At 43.6% G+C, this 16,546-nt stretch carries 18 protein-coding genes; 14 read left to right on the top strand and 4 right to left on the bottom strand.

Translation table 11 applies throughout. From position 1 onward, the window contains the following. The first annotated feature begins 100 nt into the window (after nt 1-100). Genes bioB through bioD form a run of 4 tightly spaced genes read left to right on the top strand, consistent with a single transcriptional unit; the run spans nt 101 to nt 3,775 of the window. Nucleotides 101-1,153, top strand: coding sequence for a biotin synthase BioB (bioB, locus tag JKJ11_RS05500; protein WP_006074067.1), 1,053 nt, complete (start codon nt 101-103; stop codon nt 1,151-1,153). Next, a complete protein-coding gene (locus tag JKJ11_RS05505) occupies nt 1,137-2,291 on the top strand; it encodes an 8-amino-7-oxononanoate synthase (protein WP_252038848.1) in 1,155 nt (384 codons plus the stop codon). The genes bioB and JKJ11_RS05505 overlap by 17 nt, the downstream gene beginning before the upstream one ends. Further along, the gene (bioC, locus tag JKJ11_RS05510; protein WP_252038849.1) at nt 2,292-3,095 is read left to right on the top strand and encodes a malonyl-ACP O-methyltransferase BioC; all 804 of its coding nucleotides are present in this window, start codon (nt 2,292-2,294) and stop codon (nt 3,093-3,095) included. Then, nucleotides 3,092-3,775, top strand: coding sequence for a dethiobiotin synthase (bioD, locus tag JKJ11_RS05515; RefSeq protein WP_006074073.1), 684 nt, complete (start codon nt 3,092-3,094; stop codon nt 3,773-3,775). The genes bioC and bioD overlap by 4 nt, the downstream gene beginning before the upstream one ends. A gap of 54 nt (nt 3,776-3,829) precedes the next feature. Here bioD and JKJ11_RS05520 read toward each other — a convergent pair whose 3' ends face one another. After that, on the bottom strand, nt 3,830-3,997 hold the full coding sequence (locus JKJ11_RS05520; RefSeq protein WP_006074074.1) for a hypothetical protein: 168 nt from the start codon (nt 3,995-3,997) through the stop codon (nt 3,830-3,832). A 388-nt stretch (nt 3,998-4,385) separates the two neighbouring features. On the opposite strand from JKJ11_RS05520, the gene htpX reads away from it, so the two are divergent. From htpX to JKJ11_RS05565, 9 genes are all read left to right on the top strand, one after another. Beyond that, a complete protein-coding gene (gene htpX, locus JKJ11_RS05525; protein ID WP_252038850.1) occupies nt 4,386-5,261 on the top strand; it encodes a protease HtpX in 876 nt (291 codons plus the stop codon). Nucleotides 5,262-5,435: 174 nt separating this feature from the next. Next, on the top strand, nt 5,436-5,855 hold the full coding sequence (locus JKJ11_RS05530; RefSeq protein WP_006074077.1) for a nuclear transport factor 2 family protein: 420 nt from the start codon (nt 5,436-5,438) through the stop codon (nt 5,853-5,855). Beyond that, the gene (locus JKJ11_RS05535; protein ID WP_240207024.1) at nt 5,855-6,595 is read left to right on the top strand and encodes an SDR family NAD(P)-dependent oxidoreductase; all 741 of its coding nucleotides are present in this window, start codon (nt 5,855-5,857) and stop codon (nt 6,593-6,595) included. Before JKJ11_RS05530 ends, JKJ11_RS05535 begins: the two co-directional genes overlap by 1 nt. Before the next feature lie 21 nt (nt 6,596-6,616). Then, nucleotides 6,617-7,909: an NAD(P)/FAD-dependent oxidoreductase gene (locus JKJ11_RS05540; RefSeq protein ID WP_252038851.1), complete on the top strand. Its 1,293-nt coding sequence runs from the start codon at nt 6,617-6,619 to the stop codon at nt 7,907-7,909. Continuing rightward, the gene (locus tag JKJ11_RS05545; RefSeq protein ID WP_252038852.1) at nt 7,909-8,706 is read left to right on the top strand and encodes a DUF1365 domain-containing protein; all 798 of its coding nucleotides are present in this window, start codon (nt 7,909-7,911) and stop codon (nt 8,704-8,706) included. The genes JKJ11_RS05540 and JKJ11_RS05545 overlap by 1 nt, the downstream gene beginning before the upstream one ends. A 12-nt stretch (nt 8,707-8,718) precedes the next feature. After that, nucleotides 8,719-9,975, top strand: a complete 1,257-nt coding sequence (locus JKJ11_RS05550) for an SAM-dependent methyltransferase (protein ID WP_171391724.1) — start codon at nt 8,719-8,721, stop codon at nt 9,973-9,975. Between the two features lie 35 nt (nt 9,976-10,010). Then, complete coding sequence (locus JKJ11_RS05555) at nt 10,011-10,526, top strand: DUF2878 domain-containing protein (protein WP_252038853.1); 516 nt, start codon at nt 10,011-10,013, stop codon at nt 10,524-10,526. After that, nucleotides 10,516-11,073 (top strand): chalcone isomerase family protein, encoded by a 558-nt coding sequence (locus tag JKJ11_RS05560; protein ID WP_252038854.1) that lies wholly within the window; start codon nt 10,516-10,518, stop codon nt 11,071-11,073. The genes JKJ11_RS05555 and JKJ11_RS05560 overlap by 11 nt, the downstream gene beginning before the upstream one ends. Beyond that, complete coding sequence (locus JKJ11_RS05565) at nt 11,070-11,594, top strand: DUF3833 domain-containing protein (protein WP_038230053.1); 525 nt, start codon at nt 11,070-11,072, stop codon at nt 11,592-11,594. The genes JKJ11_RS05560 and JKJ11_RS05565 overlap by 4 nt, the downstream gene beginning before the upstream one ends. 89 nt (nt 11,595-11,683) lie before the next feature. Here the strand turns inward: JKJ11_RS05565 and purB are convergent, their stop codons facing one another. The 3 genes from purB to mnmA form a co-directional block, all read right to left on the bottom strand. Next, entirely contained in the window at nt 11,684-13,054 is a 1,371-nt protein-coding gene (gene purB, locus JKJ11_RS05570; protein ID WP_252038855.1) for an adenylosuccinate lyase, read from the bottom strand. A gap of 142 nt (nt 13,055-13,196) precedes the next feature. Continuing rightward, a complete protein-coding gene (gene hflD / locus JKJ11_RS05575) occupies nt 13,197-13,814 on the bottom strand; it encodes a high frequency lysogenization protein HflD (RefSeq protein ID WP_006074097.1) in 618 nt (205 codons plus the stop codon). 32 nt (nt 13,815-13,846) lie between these two features. Then, on the bottom strand, nt 13,847-14,956 hold the full coding sequence (gene mnmA, locus JKJ11_RS05580) for a tRNA 2-thiouridine(34) synthase MnmA (protein ID WP_038230055.1): 1,110 nt from the start codon (nt 14,954-14,956) through the stop codon (nt 13,847-13,849). A gap of 241 nt (nt 14,957-15,197) precedes the next feature. On the opposite strand from mnmA, the gene JKJ11_RS05585 reads away from it, so the two are divergent. Further along, nucleotides 15,198-16,502, top strand: coding sequence for an inosine/guanosine kinase (locus JKJ11_RS05585; RefSeq protein ID WP_006074101.1), 1,305 nt, complete (start codon nt 15,198-15,200; stop codon nt 16,500-16,502). Nucleotides 16,503-16,546: the final 44 nt, after the last annotated feature.

Below are 16,546 nucleotides of genomic sequence, written 5' to 3' on the forward strand. Positions count from 1 at the left end.
ATTAACCAAGTGTAAACTTGTTGGGGTGGTCGGTGTTGACAGTGTACCGCTTGTCAGTACACTAGCCAAGACTAATTATAAGTGAGCAAAGGATAAACCAGTGGAAGTACGACACGATTGGACCCATGCCGAAGTGCAAGCGTTGATGAACAAACCCTTTATGGATCTGCTGTTTGAGGCGCAGTTGGTGCACAGGCAGTTTCAACAAACAAATCACGTCCAAGTTAGCACTTTGCTGTCGATTAAAACCGGTGCGTGCCCAGAGGACTGTAAATACTGTCCCCAAAGTGCACGTTATAAAACAGACGTAGAATCTGAACGCTTGATGGAAGTGGAGCGTGTACTAGATGCTGCTAAAAAAGCGAAAAATGCAGGCTCAACGCGATTCTGTATGGGGGCTGCATGGAAAAACCCCAAAGAGCGCGATATGCCTTTGCTAACAGATATGATTAAAGGCGTAAAAGATATGGGTTTAGAAACCTGTATGACCTTAGGCATGCTAACGCCAGATCAAGCAAGTCACTTAGCTGAGGCTGGACTTGACTACTATAACCACAACCTTGATACCTCACCTGAATTTTACGGCAACATCATTACCACAAGAACTTACCAAGACCGCTTAGACACTCTTAGCCATGTTCGTGATGCTGGTATGAAGATTTGCTCAGGTGGCATTATTGGCATGGGTGAGAGTGCTAATGACCGCGCAGGTCTGCTGATGGAGTTAGCCAACTTACCAGTGCAACCAGAAAGCGTGCCTATCAATATGTTGGTCAAAGTAAAAGGCACGCCGTTAGAAGAAGTGGACGATGTAGAACCGTTCGACTTCATCCGTCTAATTGCGATTGCCCGTATTATGATGCCAAAGTCAGCAGTGCGCTTGTCTGCTGGGCGAGAAAATATGAATGAGCAAATGCAGGCCCTGTGTTTCATGGCCGGAGCAAACTCAGTGTTCTATGGTTGTAAGTTGCTGACGACCCCTAATCCAGATGAAGATACCGATCTTCAATTGTTTAAGAAGTTGGGTATTAATCGCGAAGAGACATCGCAAAAGCCAGATGAAATCCAAGAAAGCGAGTTACTAGATAGAGTAGTAGAGCGTGTTGCTGCGCGTCCAACAAAAGACGATTTGTTCTATGACGCGAGCGTTTAACCAGCGCATCTCGGATGCTCTAATGGAAAGGGAGCGGAGCAACTTGCTTCGCTCTGTCCAAACATTGGAGTCAGGGAATCAATCTGTTTTTCATAAAGACGGTCAGTCATTCCTTAACTTCTCTTCCAATGACTACTTAGGTCTAGCGTCAAGTTCTGAGCTAAAAGACAGCTATCAGCAAGCCATCTCAGAGCTTGGAGTGGGTAGTGGAGCCTCTCCTTTAGTGACGGGTTATTCCACACAGCATGAGTCATTGAAATCTGCGCTTACTGAATGGTTGGGTTTTGATACTGCACTGTTTTTTTCGTCAGGTTATGCTGCCAATCAAGCGCTGCTGCTCACGCTATTAACTAAGGGGGATTTGTTACTTCAAGATAGACTCAATCATGCCTCACTGATGGAAGCGGGTATGCTTTGTGGCGCAGATATGAAGCGCTTTCGTCATAACGATCTTGCCCATTTGGAGTCATTGGCTAGAGCCGAGCGTTCAACACTCGCGGTCACCGAAAGTGTGTTTAGTATGGATGGCGATCTATCTGATATCGAAGCATTTGTCGGAGTTTGCCAGACGCACGGTATGTTGTCGATGGTCGATGATGCTCATGGCATTGGGGTAATTGGCGACAATGGATTGGGAGCCTGTGGGATCAGTGAACTCAAGCCAGAGATATTAGTCGTGACGTTTGGTAAAGCGTTTGGTCTTAATGGTGCTGCAATACTTTGCTCAGAAGAAATGGGCCAATATCTAACCCAATTTGCTCGTCACTACATTTATTCAACGGCATTTTCAGCAGCTCATGCCCGTGCGCTGTTAAAGGCTCTGTCAATGATTCAAACGCAACATTGGCGCAGAGAAAAATGGATGGAATTGTCTGCCATGTTTGAGGAGCTGTTAAGCGATTGCCCAGAATATGTTTCCACCTCTACGCCAATTAAGCCTTGGGTTGTCGGTGACTCAGCTCGCGCTTTAGCGCTTTGTTCTTCTTTAAAAGAAAAAGGTGTGTGGACCACGGCTATTCGTCCTCCAACGGTACCCAGAGAAAGTGCAAGGCTGCGTATTACTCTCTCTGCGTCGCATCAGCATCAAGATGTGCTAATGCTTGCCACCCATTTGACACGTTTTTCGGAGGCAGGATAAATGACCGAAGTGTTAGCTCATTTGCATACTCCATTACCAAATAAAGATGCAATTTCCGCAGCGTTTGGACGCGCTGCGGAGCATTATGACCAGCATGCTGAACTGCAACGAAAAGTGGCGGACCGTTTGCTGGACAAACTGCCCAATGACTTATCTGGATGCCGAGTGCTCGATCTTGGCTGTGGAACGGGATACTGCGCGCAGCAGTTACTGCTTAGAGGCGCTGACGTAGTTTGCGCTGATCTCTCTGCTGAGATGTTAGCAGAGGCTCAACGTCGTTGTGGTATCGAAAATGTGACTTATCAATTGGCAGACGCTGAGCAGCTACCTTTTACGTCAGCTGAATTTGACTATGTAGTCTCCAGCTTGGCATTACAGTGGTGTGCGGATTTGTCGATACCACTGCGAGAGATGAAACGCGTGACCAAAACTGGAGGCGCTGTATTCTTCTCATCTCTTGTCGATGGCTCTCTTAAAGAACTCAAGAGGTCATGGGGTAAAATTGATGCATATCAACATGTAAACGACTTTACGACGTTGAATCAGGTAAAAATTGCGTTAGCGCAATCTGGATGTCGTGACCATCAACTAGACTTGCCGGAAATGGTTATGTGGTATCGCACCGCACTTGGTTTGATGAAGGACTTGAAAGGCATAGGAGCCAATCACGTAGAAGGTCGCTCAAAAGGGTTTACTGGTAAACAGGCTCTCAAGGCACTTGAAATGGAATATCAAAAATACGCAAACCAAGATGGGTTGCTACCTGCTAGTTATCAAATTTGTTTGGGGTCAGTTGCATTATGATGAAAGCACTATTTATTGCCGGTACGGATACTGAAGTTGGGAAAACCGTTGTATCAAAAGCGATATTAAGTGCTGTAGGTGCACAAGGAAAATCAACGATAGGGTATAAGCCTGTCGCAGCAGGATGCGAAATTACAGAACACGGTCTGAGAAATTCAGATGCGTTACATCTTCAAGCGGCTGCGAATCAAGATATCGACTACGACTTAGTCAATCCTTATGCGCTTTCGTTACCTGCGTCGCCGCATATTGCTGCGATAGCCGATGATGAAGTAATTAGTTACGACAAGCTCTCTACAACCTTACACCAGCATAAAGAAAACAGTGACTTTGTGTTAGTTGAAGGCGCTGGTGGTTGGCGCGTACCAGTTTCGAAAGACGATTGTCTGTCGACTTGGGTTCAACAAGAAAAGTTGCCAGTTGTCTTGGTCGTAGGTATTAAATTGGGCTGTTTGAGCCACGCTATGCTTACTGCTGAAGCGATTAAAGCGGATGGTCTTGAATTAGTCGGATGGGTAGCTAACCGCGTAAACCCTGGTGTGGAGCATTACGCTGAAATTATAGAGATGCTAGAAAACAAAATTGATGCACCCAAGTTAGGGGAGGTGCCTTACGTTCCTGGCTGTAAGAAGCGAGACTTAGGCAAATATATCAAGTTAGATGTACTCGAAAGCATATAAATGCAAAGGGCTGTCATTATGACAGCCCTTTTTAATTGGATAACATGTTGGAAGTTACTTATCTTCCGATAGGCCCATAAGTGCAGACTGAGTTTCCATAAGATGAATGTCTAGCTCAGTAGTGTCTTGAATACCTAGTTGCTCACGAGCTTCGTCTTCGCTGATACCGAGGTGGCAGCAAAGCAAATCAATTGCCATCTGAAAGTTGTTGTTCTCTACCATGGTATTTTCCTTTTCTACATGGAGTGTTCAATCTCACTGGACTTTAACTCGCACACTTATCACTCACAATACGACCAAAGTCTAAGACCTTTTCATCAATCACAATGAAATCTTAGCTCCATATTTTATATGCGTATAATTGCAATCATCGGTAGTTGATGTGCTTTTCTGTTATTTCATGGGCTTATAGTTTATGAAGTAATCAAGATATTAACTGTTTGTTTCAATTTAAAGCTTAACCTTGATTTTTAAATCTAAGACTATATGTATATAGTGAAATCGAAAAATGCCACACGGATCTCAAACTTGGGCCGTAGAACTTTGACTAAAACTATAAGCAAAATGGCATTTTCGTCATAATCAAGCTTCTTAATTTGGAGAAATGTGAATGAAGCGAGTATTACTCTTCCTAGCAACTAACCTTGCTGTGGTTCTAGTGTTAAGTATTGTTCTTAACATTGTCTATGCAGCTACTGGCATGCAACCAGGCAGTTTGTCGGGTTTATTAGTCATGGCGGCAGTATTTGGATTTGGCGGTTCATTCATCTCTTTGATGATGTCAAAGAAAATGGCGCTACGTTCAGTTGGTGGAATGGTGATCGAAAGCCCTCGTAATGAAACAGAGCATTGGTTACTAGAAACCGTCGGTCGACAATCTCAGCAGGCGGGCATCGGTATGCCAACCGTTGCGATTTATGATTCTCCAGATATAAACGCATTTGCGACGGGTGCAAAGAGAGATGACTCGTTGGTGGCTGTATCTAGCGGCCTACTACACAATATGACACGAGACGAAGCAGAAGCGGTACTTGCCCACGAAGTTAGTCATATCGCGAATGGCGACATGGTTACCATGACGCTAATGCAAGGTGTCGTGAATACGTTCGTTATCTTCCTGTCTCGCTTTATTGCAAATATTGTTGCGTCAAACAATAACAGCGATGAAGGCGAAGGCGGCACTAACATGATGGTGTACTTCGGTGTTTCTATGGTGCTTGAACTGGTGTTTGGCTTCCTAGCGAGCTTTATTACTATGTGGTATAGCCGCCATCGTGAGTTTCATGCGGATGCGGGAGCGGCAAGTCTTGTTGGCAAACAAAAGATGATTGCAGCACTAGAAAGATTGAAAATGAGCCAAGAGTCTCATCTTGAAGGTTCCATGATGGCATTCGGCATCAACGGTAAGCGATCCATGACCGAACTTCTAATGAGCCACCCACCACTAGAAAAGCGTATTAATGCGTTAAGAAATCAGCAATACTAATTCTTAGAACTTGTTAAAAAGCTTGGAAAAATTTCCAAGCTTTTTTTTTGATCCTTTCAAACCTCCCCACCGTAACACTTATACAAAAAGTTGTACTTTCCAGATCTTGTATAACTTTCAGGCTGTACTAGCTTGTACTTTAGAGACTTTTGAAAAAACGAATTAAGGGTTGTTATGAATATAGAAATGGTTAGCGAGGTGTATCAGAAGCTAAACAAGAACAACCTGCATCTTCTTGAACAGATTTATCACAAGGATGTGGTGTTTGAGGACTCAGCTCATCGCTTAGAGGGGTGGGATCAACTGTCCGCTTATTTTGACTCTTTGTATACCAACGTCATCAAATGTGATTTTGACATTCGTCATCATCAACAGGTAGAAGATTCAGGTTTTCTAACTTGGACCATGCAGTTACAGCATCCCAAGCTTAATGGGGGAGAAGCCGTAAAAGTAAATGGGGTTAGTCACATTCGTTTCAGCGGAGATCGAGTCATCTTTCATCGAGATTACTTCGACTTAGGGGAAATGCTTTACGAGAACATTCCTCTACTCGGTTTTGTTATTAAGAATATTAAACAGAGGTTGGGTAAGTAATGACGCACTCGCATCAATCCGTCTTCATTACCGGCGCGTCATCTGGCATAGGATGGCAGTTGGCTAATGATTATGCTGAAAAAGGTTATCTTGTCTACGCCTGCGGGCGTTCAGAGGCGAAACTTCATTCGTTACAAGCGGGCAGAGAGAACATCGTTCCACTTTCGTTTGACGTAACCGATAGGGAAGCGGTAGCACAGGCATTTAGCAAGATTGAACTAGTTCCAACGCTGTGGATAGTCAATGCTGGTGACTGCGAGTACATCGATGAAGGGGTGATTGACGCAGCGTTGATAGAGCGAGTGATGACAGTCAATGTGATGGGGACCGTGAATGTACTGGAACAAATGCAGACAAGATTGTCATCGGAACATCATGTTGTGGTCGTCAGTTCAATAGCGGGTGAGTTGGCTCTGCCTCGTGCTGAAGCTTACGGTGCTTCGAAAGCCGCTATCACCTATTTAGTGCGCACTCTACAGCTCGATTGGAAAAAAAAAGGGGTTGCCATCAGCTGTGTTTTCCCTGGATTTGTGAAAACCCCACTTACGGATAAAAACGATTTTGATATGCCGATGATGGTATCGGTAGAAGAAGCTTCAAACGCGATTCAAACGGGAATAGATAAACGGGCAGCTTACATCTATTTCCCCAAGCGCTTCACATGGATTCTTCGCCTCGTCGGTATCATGCCTTATGGCTTACAAACTAAATTAGTAACACGCTTGCTAAATCAATCGTGATAGATAAAGGACTTTCTTTCTATGAAAATAGCAATTATCGGTACAGGAATTTCAGGCTTAACGTGTGGTTACTATTTACATAAGCATCACGATGTAACCCTGTTTGAAGCCAATGATTATATTGGTGGTCATACCGCCACAGTGGACGTTGAGGTAAAGGGAAAGTCCTATGCCATCGATACTGGATTTATCGTTTATAACGATAGAACTTATCCCAATTTCATGAGAATGATGAAAGAGGTTGGAGTAAAGGGTGTTCCTACACAAATGAGTTTTAGTGTCAAGAACGCAGCCACGGGCTTAGAGTACAACGGTCATACGTTATCAACCTTGTTCGCCCAAAAACGCAACCTACTCAATCCAACCTTTTACCGCTTTATCTTTGAAATTTTAAGGTTCAATAAGCTTGCTAAATCGTCTGCAGAGTCAGACAAATCCCTGCTAGCAACTCAAACGCTAGGCGACTTTTTAAGTCATCATCGCTTCTCTGACTATTTCACTCAAAACTACATCCTACCAATGGGCGCAGCAATTTGGTCTTCGACTCTAGCCGATATGAGAGCATTCCCGCTTGGATTCTTTCTGCGCTTTTTCCTAAATCATGGTTTGCTTGATGTTGTTAATAGACCGCAGTGGTATGTGATTGAAGGTGGATCACGCAGCTATATCGGTCCGCTTACGCAGGGCTTTGCCGATCAGATCCGGTTGAACTCTCCTGTTACCTCGGTGTCTCGAGATTCTGCTGGAGTTACGGTGATGTCTAATGGCAACTCAGAGCGTTTTGACAGAGTGATTTTTGCTTGTCATAGCGACCAAGCACTAGCGATGCTTGCTGAGCCGACACAATCCGAATTATCGATTCTTGGTGCTATGGAGTATCAATCAAATGAAGTAGTGTTGCATTGCGATGAAAGTCTACTTCCAGTGAGAAGGTCTGCATGGGCGTCGTGGAACTATGCGTTAGATGGCTCGGAAGATGAACAATCTCGATTGCCGACATTGACCTATGACATGAACATTCTTCAGCATATTGAATCTGATACGACATTTTGCGTGTCGCTCAATTCATCTAACGTGATTGACCGCTCCAAAATACTCAGAACCTTTAACTATAGTCATCCGGTGTTCACGACCCAAAGTATTGAAGCACAGCAACATAGAGAAAAACTGTGGGGACAAAATAACACGTGGTTCTGCGGAGCCTATTGGTATAACGGATTCCATGAAGATGGAGTGAAGAGTGCGTTGGATGTTGTTGAAGGTATTTTAGCCAGTGTTAACAATGCTTCCGCTTCTGTACGAGGAGCTGCGTGATGGTTTCCAACAGCCAACTTATGGTTGGACACGTAGCGCATCGTCGCTATACGCCTACCAAACACCATTTAGATTATCCATTATTCATGCCTGCTATCGATTTAGATGAGCTTGACTCTTTAAAGCAAAAAGTTTGGGGTTTTGGGGAACGTTGGTGGCACTGGGCTAGATTTCGCCGAGAAGACTATCTAGGTGAAGGCGATTTGAAGTTAGCGGTGCAAGGTAAAGTTGAGGAGCTCACTGGTGAAAAAATCGAGGGTAGAGTGGTTGCGGTTTGCCATCTGAGATACCTTGGTCTGTATTTCAGTCCGGTCAACTTCTATTACCTATATGATGAAGAGAATAACTGGTGTTATCTGTTGGCAGAAGTAAGTAACACCCCTTGGAATGAAAGACATTATTACGCTATAGAGGCAGACAAAGGTGTAAATCATCAAAATTGGCGCCATGACAAGGCATTCCACGTCTCTCCGTTTAATCCTATAGATCAGCAGTATCAGTGGCGTCTGAAGCCGTTAGGGCAGCGCTTGTTTGTGTACTTAGCGTGTCACAAGTCAGAAAAAGTATTTGATGCCACTTTGTCAATGAAAGGGCGTGCATTTACCTCGAAGAATTTAATCCGACAATTGGTCACAACCCCAATTATGACGGTGAAAGTCGTGGTGGGGATATATTGGCACGCCTTAAAGTTATGGCTTAAAGGAACACCCATCTATGACCACTCTAAACCCAAGAAGGCTTCGGCTCATTCTGCACCTTCTGACGAATTTTCGCAGCATACGAACTCAAAGAATTAGGGAGAATTCAACATGTTAAATACGACCTCAATAGAGGCACCTAGAGCCCTAACTGGTTTACAAAAAACCGCGAAAAGTATTGCATTCAAATGTTTATACAAACTTGAGATTGGTTGTTTAACCATCATAGAGAGCTTTCAAGAAGAAGGAAGCGTCGGCAAACATGTTGGTGAACGCTTTGGTAAACCCAAAGATGGGGAACCGACAGCGATTATCGAAGTGAAACACCCAGAGTTTTACCGTCGACTAATTCAAGGAGGCAGTATCGCAGCGGGTGAAGCGTACATGGATGATTGGTGGGATAGTCCTGATTTATCCGCTTTAATGGAGTTGATGGCGGTCAACCTAGCCGCTCTTGACTCTATTGAAGATCAATCAAGTCTGCTCACGAAAGTGATGTATAAACTTGGACACTGGGTGAATCGCAATACGGTTACTAAGTCAAAAGAGAATATTCAAGCTCATTATGACTTGGGTAACAGTCTATATGAGACATTTCTCGATGAGAGAATGCTCTACTCTTCGGGCATTTATGTAAGCCCGACAGACACGCTAGAGCAAGCCCAACTCAATAAAATGGAGCGGCTTTGTCAACAATTGCAGTTAGTACCGGAAGATCACGTAATAGAAATAGGTACAGGTTGGGGCGGCATGGCGATTTATATGGCCAAAAATTATGGATGTCACGTTACCACAACTACTATTTCGGATGAGCAGTTTGATTACGCAAAACAGCAGGTCGAAAAAGCAGGACTCGAAGATAAGATTACTCTTTTGAAGCAAGACTATCGCTTACTCGAGGGAGAATTCGATAAGCTTGTTTCCATCGAAATGATTGAAGCAGTTGGTAAGCAATACTTAGTTTCCTATCTGCAAAAGTGCCAGTCTTTATTAAAACCTCAAGGTTTGATGGCGATTCAGGCTATTACTATTGCTGACCAGCGATACGATTACTATGCCGATAATGTCGATTTTATACAGAAGTACATTTTCCCTGGGGGCTTCTTGCCTTCCATTACAGCGCTTACCACTAACAGTACTAAACACACGGATCTCATCGTGAGAGATCTGTTTGATATTGGTTTGGATTACGCGAAGACATTGGTGGATTGGCGTCTAAGGTTTGAAGCATCTTTAGAGAGAGTCAGAACCTTAGGCTACGACGAGCGATTTATTCGTATGTGGCGCTACTATTTTTGTTATTGCGAAGGCGGGTTTAGGGCGAAAAGTATCAGTACCGTTCATATTACCTTCCAGCGTGGTCGTTAATAAAACGTTTGATGCTAAATAATGGAGGTCACAATATGTCACCAGGGTGGAAACTTCTCATTATCAGTAGTTGGTTTCAGGTGATCTGGTTACTGTCAGTCATTGGTCAAACAAGGTTTCAGTGGCTAGCGTTGACATTGAGTATTGTGACCATTTTGGTTTCGTATCGAATGCTAAACCTTCGTTTATTGCAACTGTCGCTGTTGGTTGTCGCTGGCCTAGTTATTGATAGTCTGAATATGTTAGCTAGTCTACTTGTGTTCGACACTCATGTTTTGCCGGTATGGCTTATGGCGCTTTGGTTAATTTTTTCTTGGTATGCGTTTTATTTGAAAACTTTTTTGACGTCTTACCCAATTCTCCTCGTATCAATAATTGGTGGATTCGGTGGAGCGATTAGTTACTTGGCGGGTTTTAAGCTTGGAGCTGTAACCACGCAGTACTCGATGTTGGTCACTCTCGGAATCCTTTTTATTGAATGGGTCTTAATCGTTTACTTAATCGTGCGATATCCAAGACCAGACGAGAGAAGTTGGACTCATGAAACATAAGATGATTTTGGCGGCAGTGCTGAGCTTGTTACTGAGTTCTCACAACGCAGTCGCCTCAAAGGATTCCCCAGTCAGTTATCAAGCGTGGGGCCAGTGGCAAGTCGTTGGGGAGGCGCAACTCAGTTGGTTGTTTTTTGACGTTTATCGTTCCCAATTGCTTGCTCCTCAAGGCATTTACGAAGTGTCAGAAGACATTTCTCCTCATCCCATAGCATTAAGAATTCAGTATCAAAGAGACATCAGTAGACAACAACTTTTAGATGCCACGCTTGACCAATGGCAAAAAATGGGTGTCGATAAAGTGACAAGAAATCAATGGATTGCCAAGTTATACGATATTTTTCCAAGTGTATCAGATGGACAGCAGCTCATTTATGTCAGTGATGGGACGTCGGGCAAGTTCTATTATCTTACGAATCAGAAGCCGCTGCAGCTAGTAGGGTCTATTGATGATGAGTCGTTGAACGACGGATTCCTTGGTATTTGGCTAGCTCCAAATAGCCAGTATCCGAAACTTAGAGCCCAACTTATAGGGATGAATAGATGACGTTATTTCGTTGGCTTATACTGCCTCTCGTACTCATTTTAGGTGCGTGCAGTGCAGACCTGTCAGATTATAAAAATAGTGAACCAAGATTTGACTTGTTCGGGTACTTTGAAGGAGAGACAAAAGCTTGGGGAATGGTTCAAGACTATACCAATAAACAGAACAGACGTTTTGACGTCACTATTATCGGCACAGTGCAGGACAACAAGCTTGTCCTGGTTGAAGACTTCGTTTTTGATGACGGGGAAATTGACCAAAGAATTTGGACCATTGAGAAGCTCCAAGATGGTTCTTATCGTGGGGTGGCCGACGATATCATTGGCGCGGCAACCGGCAAGGAAGAGGGTAACGCTTTACAATGGCAGTACGACTTCGAACTCAAGGTTGATGGCTCAACCTATACTGTGGCTTTCGATGATTGGTTGTATCGACAAGATGATAAACACGTTTTTAACCTAACGAGCATCCGAAAGTTTGGTATCGAAGTAGGAAAGATCACACTGTTTTTCCAAAAACAGTAGGAGTTGATCTAGAACATTTATCGTTGATGATACCCACAAAAAAGGCTGCAAAATAAGCAGCCTTTTTGAGTTTATGTACTGATTAATAATTACAGCTTATCGGTGAGCTCGATTGCTTGACCGATGTAGTTAGCTGGCGTCATTAACTTCAAGCGTGCTTTCTCTTCTTCTGGCAATTCCAGGCCATCGATGAAGCTGCGCATTGCTTCGCCATCTACACGTTTACCACGAGTTAACTCTTTTAGTTTCTCATAAGGCTTTTCGATACCGTAACGACGCATAACGGTTTGTACTGGCTCTGCAAGTACTTCCCAGTTTTTGTCTAGCTCAGCAAGAAGCGCTTCACGGTTCACTTCTAGTTTGCTGATACCCTTAAGCGTTGAAGTGTAAGCAATGATAGCGTAGCCACAGCCAACACCTAGGTTACGAAGAACCGTTGAATCTGTTAGGTCACGCTGCCAGCGAGAGATAGGTAGTTTTTGTGCTAGATGAGCAAATACAGCATTTGCTAGACCTAGGTTACCTTCTGAGTTTTCAAAGTCGATTGGGTTAACTTTGTGTGGCATCGTTGAAGAACCGATTTCACCAGCGATAGTTTTTTGCTTGAAGTGACCTAGAGCGATGTAACCCCATACGTCACGGTCAAAGTCGATTAGAATCGTGTTGAAACGTGCAATCGCATCGAATAGCTCGGCGATGTAGTCGTGCGGTTCGATCTGAGTTGTGTATGGGTTCCAAGTTACGCCAAGAGACTCAGTGATGAACTCTTCGCTGAACTTGTGCCAGTCTAGCTCTGGGTAAGCAGATAGGTGAGCGTTGTAGTTACCAACCGCACCATTAATCTTACCTAGGATCTCTACAGCTTCGATTTGCTTGTATTGACGCTCCATACGGTAAGCAACGTTTGCCATCTCTTTACCCATAGTAGTAGGTGAGGCAGGTTGGCCATGGGTACGTGAAAGCAAAGGAATGTCACGGTACTCTTCAGCTAGTTTGCTGATCGCATCGATGATATTGCGGATCTCAGGAAGAACCACAGTATCGCGTGCTTCTTTAAGCATAAGAGCATGAGACGTGTTGTTGATATCTTCAGAAGTACATGCAAAGTGGATGAACTCGTTTACTGCGTACAGTTCAGGAACGCCAGCGACTTTCTCTTTTAGGAAGTACTCAACCGCTTTTACATCGTGGTTAGTAGTACGCTCGATCTCTTTAATACGCGCCGCATCTTCTTCGCTAAAGTTAGCGGCTAGCTCATCAAGAAACTGGTTAGCTTCGACACTGAATGCTGGAACTTCTTTGATCGCATCCGTTGCTGCTAGTTTTTGCAACCAACGAATTTCAACGATAGAGCGGTACTTTAGTAGGCCAAACTCACTAAAGATGCTGCGAAGTGCAGTTGTCTTACTACCGTAACGGCCGTCTACTGGTGAAACAGCAGTCAATGCTGACAGTTCCATGATGTTCTCCTGAATTGGGTTTCTAAATTTCGTGAGCTTTATACCAATAACTGCGGCATTTGTCACGAATATTGCGCAAACGTTTGCGCTAAATTTATTTTGGTAGGAAAAAATAACTCGCGACAAGGTCGCGAGTCGATGATTACATTCTAGCGAGTAGAATCTGAGCTTGTTCGATCATTTTCTTACGACCAAACACGAGGTGGCGTCGTTTGCCACCAACCTGTCGCCAAAGCACTGCGCTGCGGATACCTGACAATAGAAGCGCGCGCACCTTTTGCTGGGTGCCGGTTTGTTGAAGTACTGCCGGAGTGCCTGTGACTTGAATTCTAGGACCAATCGGACTAATGACATCTAAATACACGCTAGCTAAATTACTGATCATCTGCTCGTCAAGAAGCTCATAGTGCTCAAGTTGACGACTGACCATTTGTAATCTGTCACCAAGTTGAGACATGGCATCATTACGCCCATTTAGTTTGCGCTCTAGTGCCATTAAGCTGATGATGTAACGAGTAATCTCACTTCCGCTTGGTGTGCTATCAATGCCTTTTACCAAACACTCGAGTCCAACTTTAAGGTCGGATTCAACACCAAATACATCTAACGTACTGGATGGGTTCATATTGGTAATAGCTTTGATAGAAGTTTCGAACGCGTCTGAATCACAGTAACCGTCTTTAGCAACTCGTTGAACAAGGGCAACGGCTTGGCAAATTCCTGCAAATGCTATTGTACGGTCATAAAGTGTATTAGCCACGTAGCTCTCCTAAGATAATAAACGAATAAATGTTAGATACGCTCTTCGATGATGCCGCCGCCCAAGCAAACATTGTCGCTATAGAAGACAGCAGACTGTCCCGGAGTGACAGCTACTTGTGGTTCATCAAAGATAACCTTAATGTTGTCATCGTCAATTGGGATAATCGTACAAGGGATATCTTGTTGACGGTAGCGCGTTTTCACTGTGCATTGCATTGGTTCTTTAATCGCTTCGCGACTCACCCAATGAAGTTGAGATGCACGCAGTCCGTTTGATTTAAGTAATGGATGATCAGCACCTTGAACCGCAATCAATACATTACGTTCAAGATCTTTTTCAGCAACATACCATGGATCTTCATTACCGCCGCCACCTTTTTGGCCCCCAATATGTAACCCTTTACGTTGACCCAATGTGTGGTACATCAGACCTTGGTGTTCCCCAATGACTTTACCTTCCGGTGTTTCAATTTTACCCGGTTGTGCTGGCAAATAGCGAGACAAGAAGTCTGTAAATTTGCGCTCACCAATAAAACAAATACCTGTCGAGTCCTTTTTCTTCGCGGTAATTAAGCCTTGCTCTTCAGCAATGCGACGCACTTCTGGTTTTTCTAACTCACCTACAGGGAACAAGCTACGAGCCACCTGGTCGTGACTTAATGTATAAAGGAAGTAACTCTGGTCTTTGTTGCTGTCTAAACCGCGAAGCATTTGCGGCTTTTCACCGTTTTCAGGGAAGGTACGGCTAACGTAGTGACCCATAGCAATATAGTCCGCATCGAGAACTTCGTCTGCAAATTCTAAAAATGCCTTGAATTTGATTTCTTTGTTACAAAGGATATCTGGGTTTGGTGTACGACCTGCTTTGTATTCTGCTAAGAAATACTCGAATACATTATCCCAGTATTCTGCTGCAAAGTTGATCGTATGTAGGTGGATACCTAACTTATCACAGACCGCTTGTGCGTCGGCTAAATCTTCCGCTGCAGTACAATATTCCTCATTATCATCTTCTTCCCAGTTCTTCATGAACAGGCCTTCTACTTGGTAGCCTTGCTGTTTCAGAAGGTAGGCAGAAACAGAGGAGTCTACACCGCCGGACATACCGACAATCACTTTCTTTTGGCTGTTATCAGACATGTTAAAATACCACCTATATCAATTGGACGCAGATTCTAGCAGAAACCGAAGGCGCAATACAGATCCGCGAACTAAATCACACTTTCTAGGAGCATGAATGTTTGTACAAATAGAGTGAAAAACAAGGTCAGTGATAAAAAAAATTGTAGCGTAAACGTTTGCTAAGGTTGCCTATGTTGCCGAGGTAAACTATACAGAGTTAGAATTGTCGCCCTTACATTCCTGTTACGAAGATATCCTTATGAAATTCCCCGGCCAAAGAAAATCGAAGCATTACTTTCCGGTTCACGCTCGTGACCCATTAGTCAGCCAATCTCAAACTAGCAAAAAAATGTCGAGAACCCATATTATCGGTATTGACCAAACACTAGTTGATATAGAAGCGCGCGTGGATAGCAGTGTTATTGAGAAATTTGGACTGAGCAAAGGGCACTCTTTGGTTATTGATGACCAAGCAGCTGAAAATCTGTATAACGAATTGAAAGAGCAAGAGCTTATTACCAATGAATTTGCTGGGGGCACAATAGGGAATACATTACATAACTTTTCTGTGTTGGCAGATGACAAATCGGTATTGTTAGGTGTAATGAGTGCTGATATCCGAATCGGTAGTTATGGCTATCGATATCTATGTAATACTTCTAGCCGTATGGACTTAAACTATTTACAAGGCGTTGATGGTGCCATTGGACGTTGTTTTACGTTAATTACTGAAGACGGCGAGCGAACTTTTGCAATTAGCGAAGGTCAAATGAATCAACTTCGTGCTGAGAGTATTCCTGAGAAAATTTTTAAGAAAGCCTCAGCGTTGGTATTAACAGCCTATTTAGTTCGTTGCAAAGATGGCGACCCAATGCCGGAAGCAACCATGCAGGCAATAGAATATGCGAAGAAATACGACGTACCTGTGGTATTAACATTGGGAACTCGCTTCGTTATTCAAGATGATCCGGAATATTGGCAAGACTTTTTGAAACAGCATGTTTCGGTTGTCGCTATGAATGAGGATGAAGCTGAAGCATTAACAGGTGAAAAAGATCCATTGGCTGCTGCGGATAAAGCACTTGATTGGGTTGATCTTGTTTTATGTACTGCTGGACCAATCGGTTTATTTATGGCTGGTTATACAGAGGATGCTGCCAAAAGAGAAACTTCGTTGCCATTATTACCAGGGTGTATTGCTGAATTTAACCGATATGAATTTAGCCGACCTGCTATAAAATCTGCATGTGAAAATCCTACAAAAGTTTATTCACATATTGCTCCTTATATGGGTGGGCCAGAAAAAATCAAGAATACCAATGGTGCGGGCGACGCAGCTTTATCTGCATTACTGCACGATATGGCAGCGAATAAATACCATAAAGAAAATGTGCCAAACTCAAGTAAGCACCAACACCCATACCTTACTTACTCTTCTTTCTCACAAGTATGTAAATACTCAAATCGAGCAAGCTATGAAGTGCTGGTTCAACATTCTCCACGTCTTTCTCGTGGTCTGCCAGAGAAAGAAGATAGCCTTGAAGAGGCATATTGGGAACGATAATAAAAAAGCGCCGAAAGGCGCTTTTTTTATAAATCTAATATTAC

It is taken from the genome of Vibrio sp. SCSIO 43133, from assembly GCF_023716845.1.
Lineage (GTDB): Bacteria > Pseudomonadota > Gammaproteobacteria > Enterobacterales > Vibrionaceae > Vibrio > Vibrio mediterranei.

Coding starts and splice junctions, on each gene's coding strand:
- JKJ11_RS05505 (WP_252038848.1), top strand. CDS start 1,137: ATGACGCGAGCGTTTAACCAGCGCATCTCGGATGCTCTAATGGAAAGG.
- bioC (WP_252038849.1), top strand. CDS start 2,292: ATGACCGAAGTGTTAGCTCATTTGCATACTCCATTACCAAATAAAGAT.
- bioD (WP_006074073.1), top strand. CDS start 3,092: ATGATGAAAGCACTATTTATTGCCGGTACGGATACTGAAGTTGGGAAA.
- JKJ11_RS05520 (WP_006074074.1), bottom strand. CDS start 3,997: ATGGTAGAGAACAACAACTTTCAGATGGCAATTGATTTGCTTTGCTGC.
- htpX (WP_252038850.1), top strand. CDS start 4,386: ATGAAGCGAGTATTACTCTTCCTAGCAACTAACCTTGCTGTGGTTCTA.
- JKJ11_RS05530 (WP_006074077.1), top strand. CDS start 5,436: ATGAATATAGAAATGGTTAGCGAGGTGTATCAGAAGCTAAACAAGAAC.
- JKJ11_RS05535 (WP_240207024.1), top strand. CDS start 5,855: ATGACGCACTCGCATCAATCCGTCTTCATTACCGGCGCGTCATCTGGC.
- JKJ11_RS05540 (WP_252038851.1), top strand. CDS start 6,617: ATGAAAATAGCAATTATCGGTACAGGAATTTCAGGCTTAACGTGTGGT.
- JKJ11_RS05545 (WP_252038852.1), top strand. CDS start 7,909: ATGGTTTCCAACAGCCAACTTATGGTTGGACACGTAGCGCATCGTCGC.
- JKJ11_RS05550 (WP_171391724.1), top strand. CDS start 8,719: ATGTTAAATACGACCTCAATAGAGGCACCTAGAGCCCTAACTGGTTTA.
- JKJ11_RS05555 (WP_252038853.1), top strand. CDS start 10,011: ATGTCACCAGGGTGGAAACTTCTCATTATCAGTAGTTGGTTTCAGGTG.
- JKJ11_RS05560 (WP_252038854.1), top strand. CDS start 10,516: ATGAAACATAAGATGATTTTGGCGGCAGTGCTGAGCTTGTTACTGAGT.
- JKJ11_RS05565 (WP_038230053.1), top strand. CDS start 11,070: ATGACGTTATTTCGTTGGCTTATACTGCCTCTCGTACTCATTTTAGGT.
- purB (WP_252038855.1), bottom strand. CDS start 13,054: ATGGAACTGTCAGCATTGACTGCTGTTTCACCAGTAGACGGCCGTTAC.
- mnmA (WP_038230055.1), bottom strand. CDS start 14,956: ATGTCTGATAACAGCCAAAAGAAAGTGATTGTCGGTATGTCCGGCGGT.
- JKJ11_RS05585 (WP_006074101.1), top strand. CDS start 15,198: ATGAAATTCCCCGGCCAAAGAAAATCGAAGCATTACTTTCCGGTTCAC.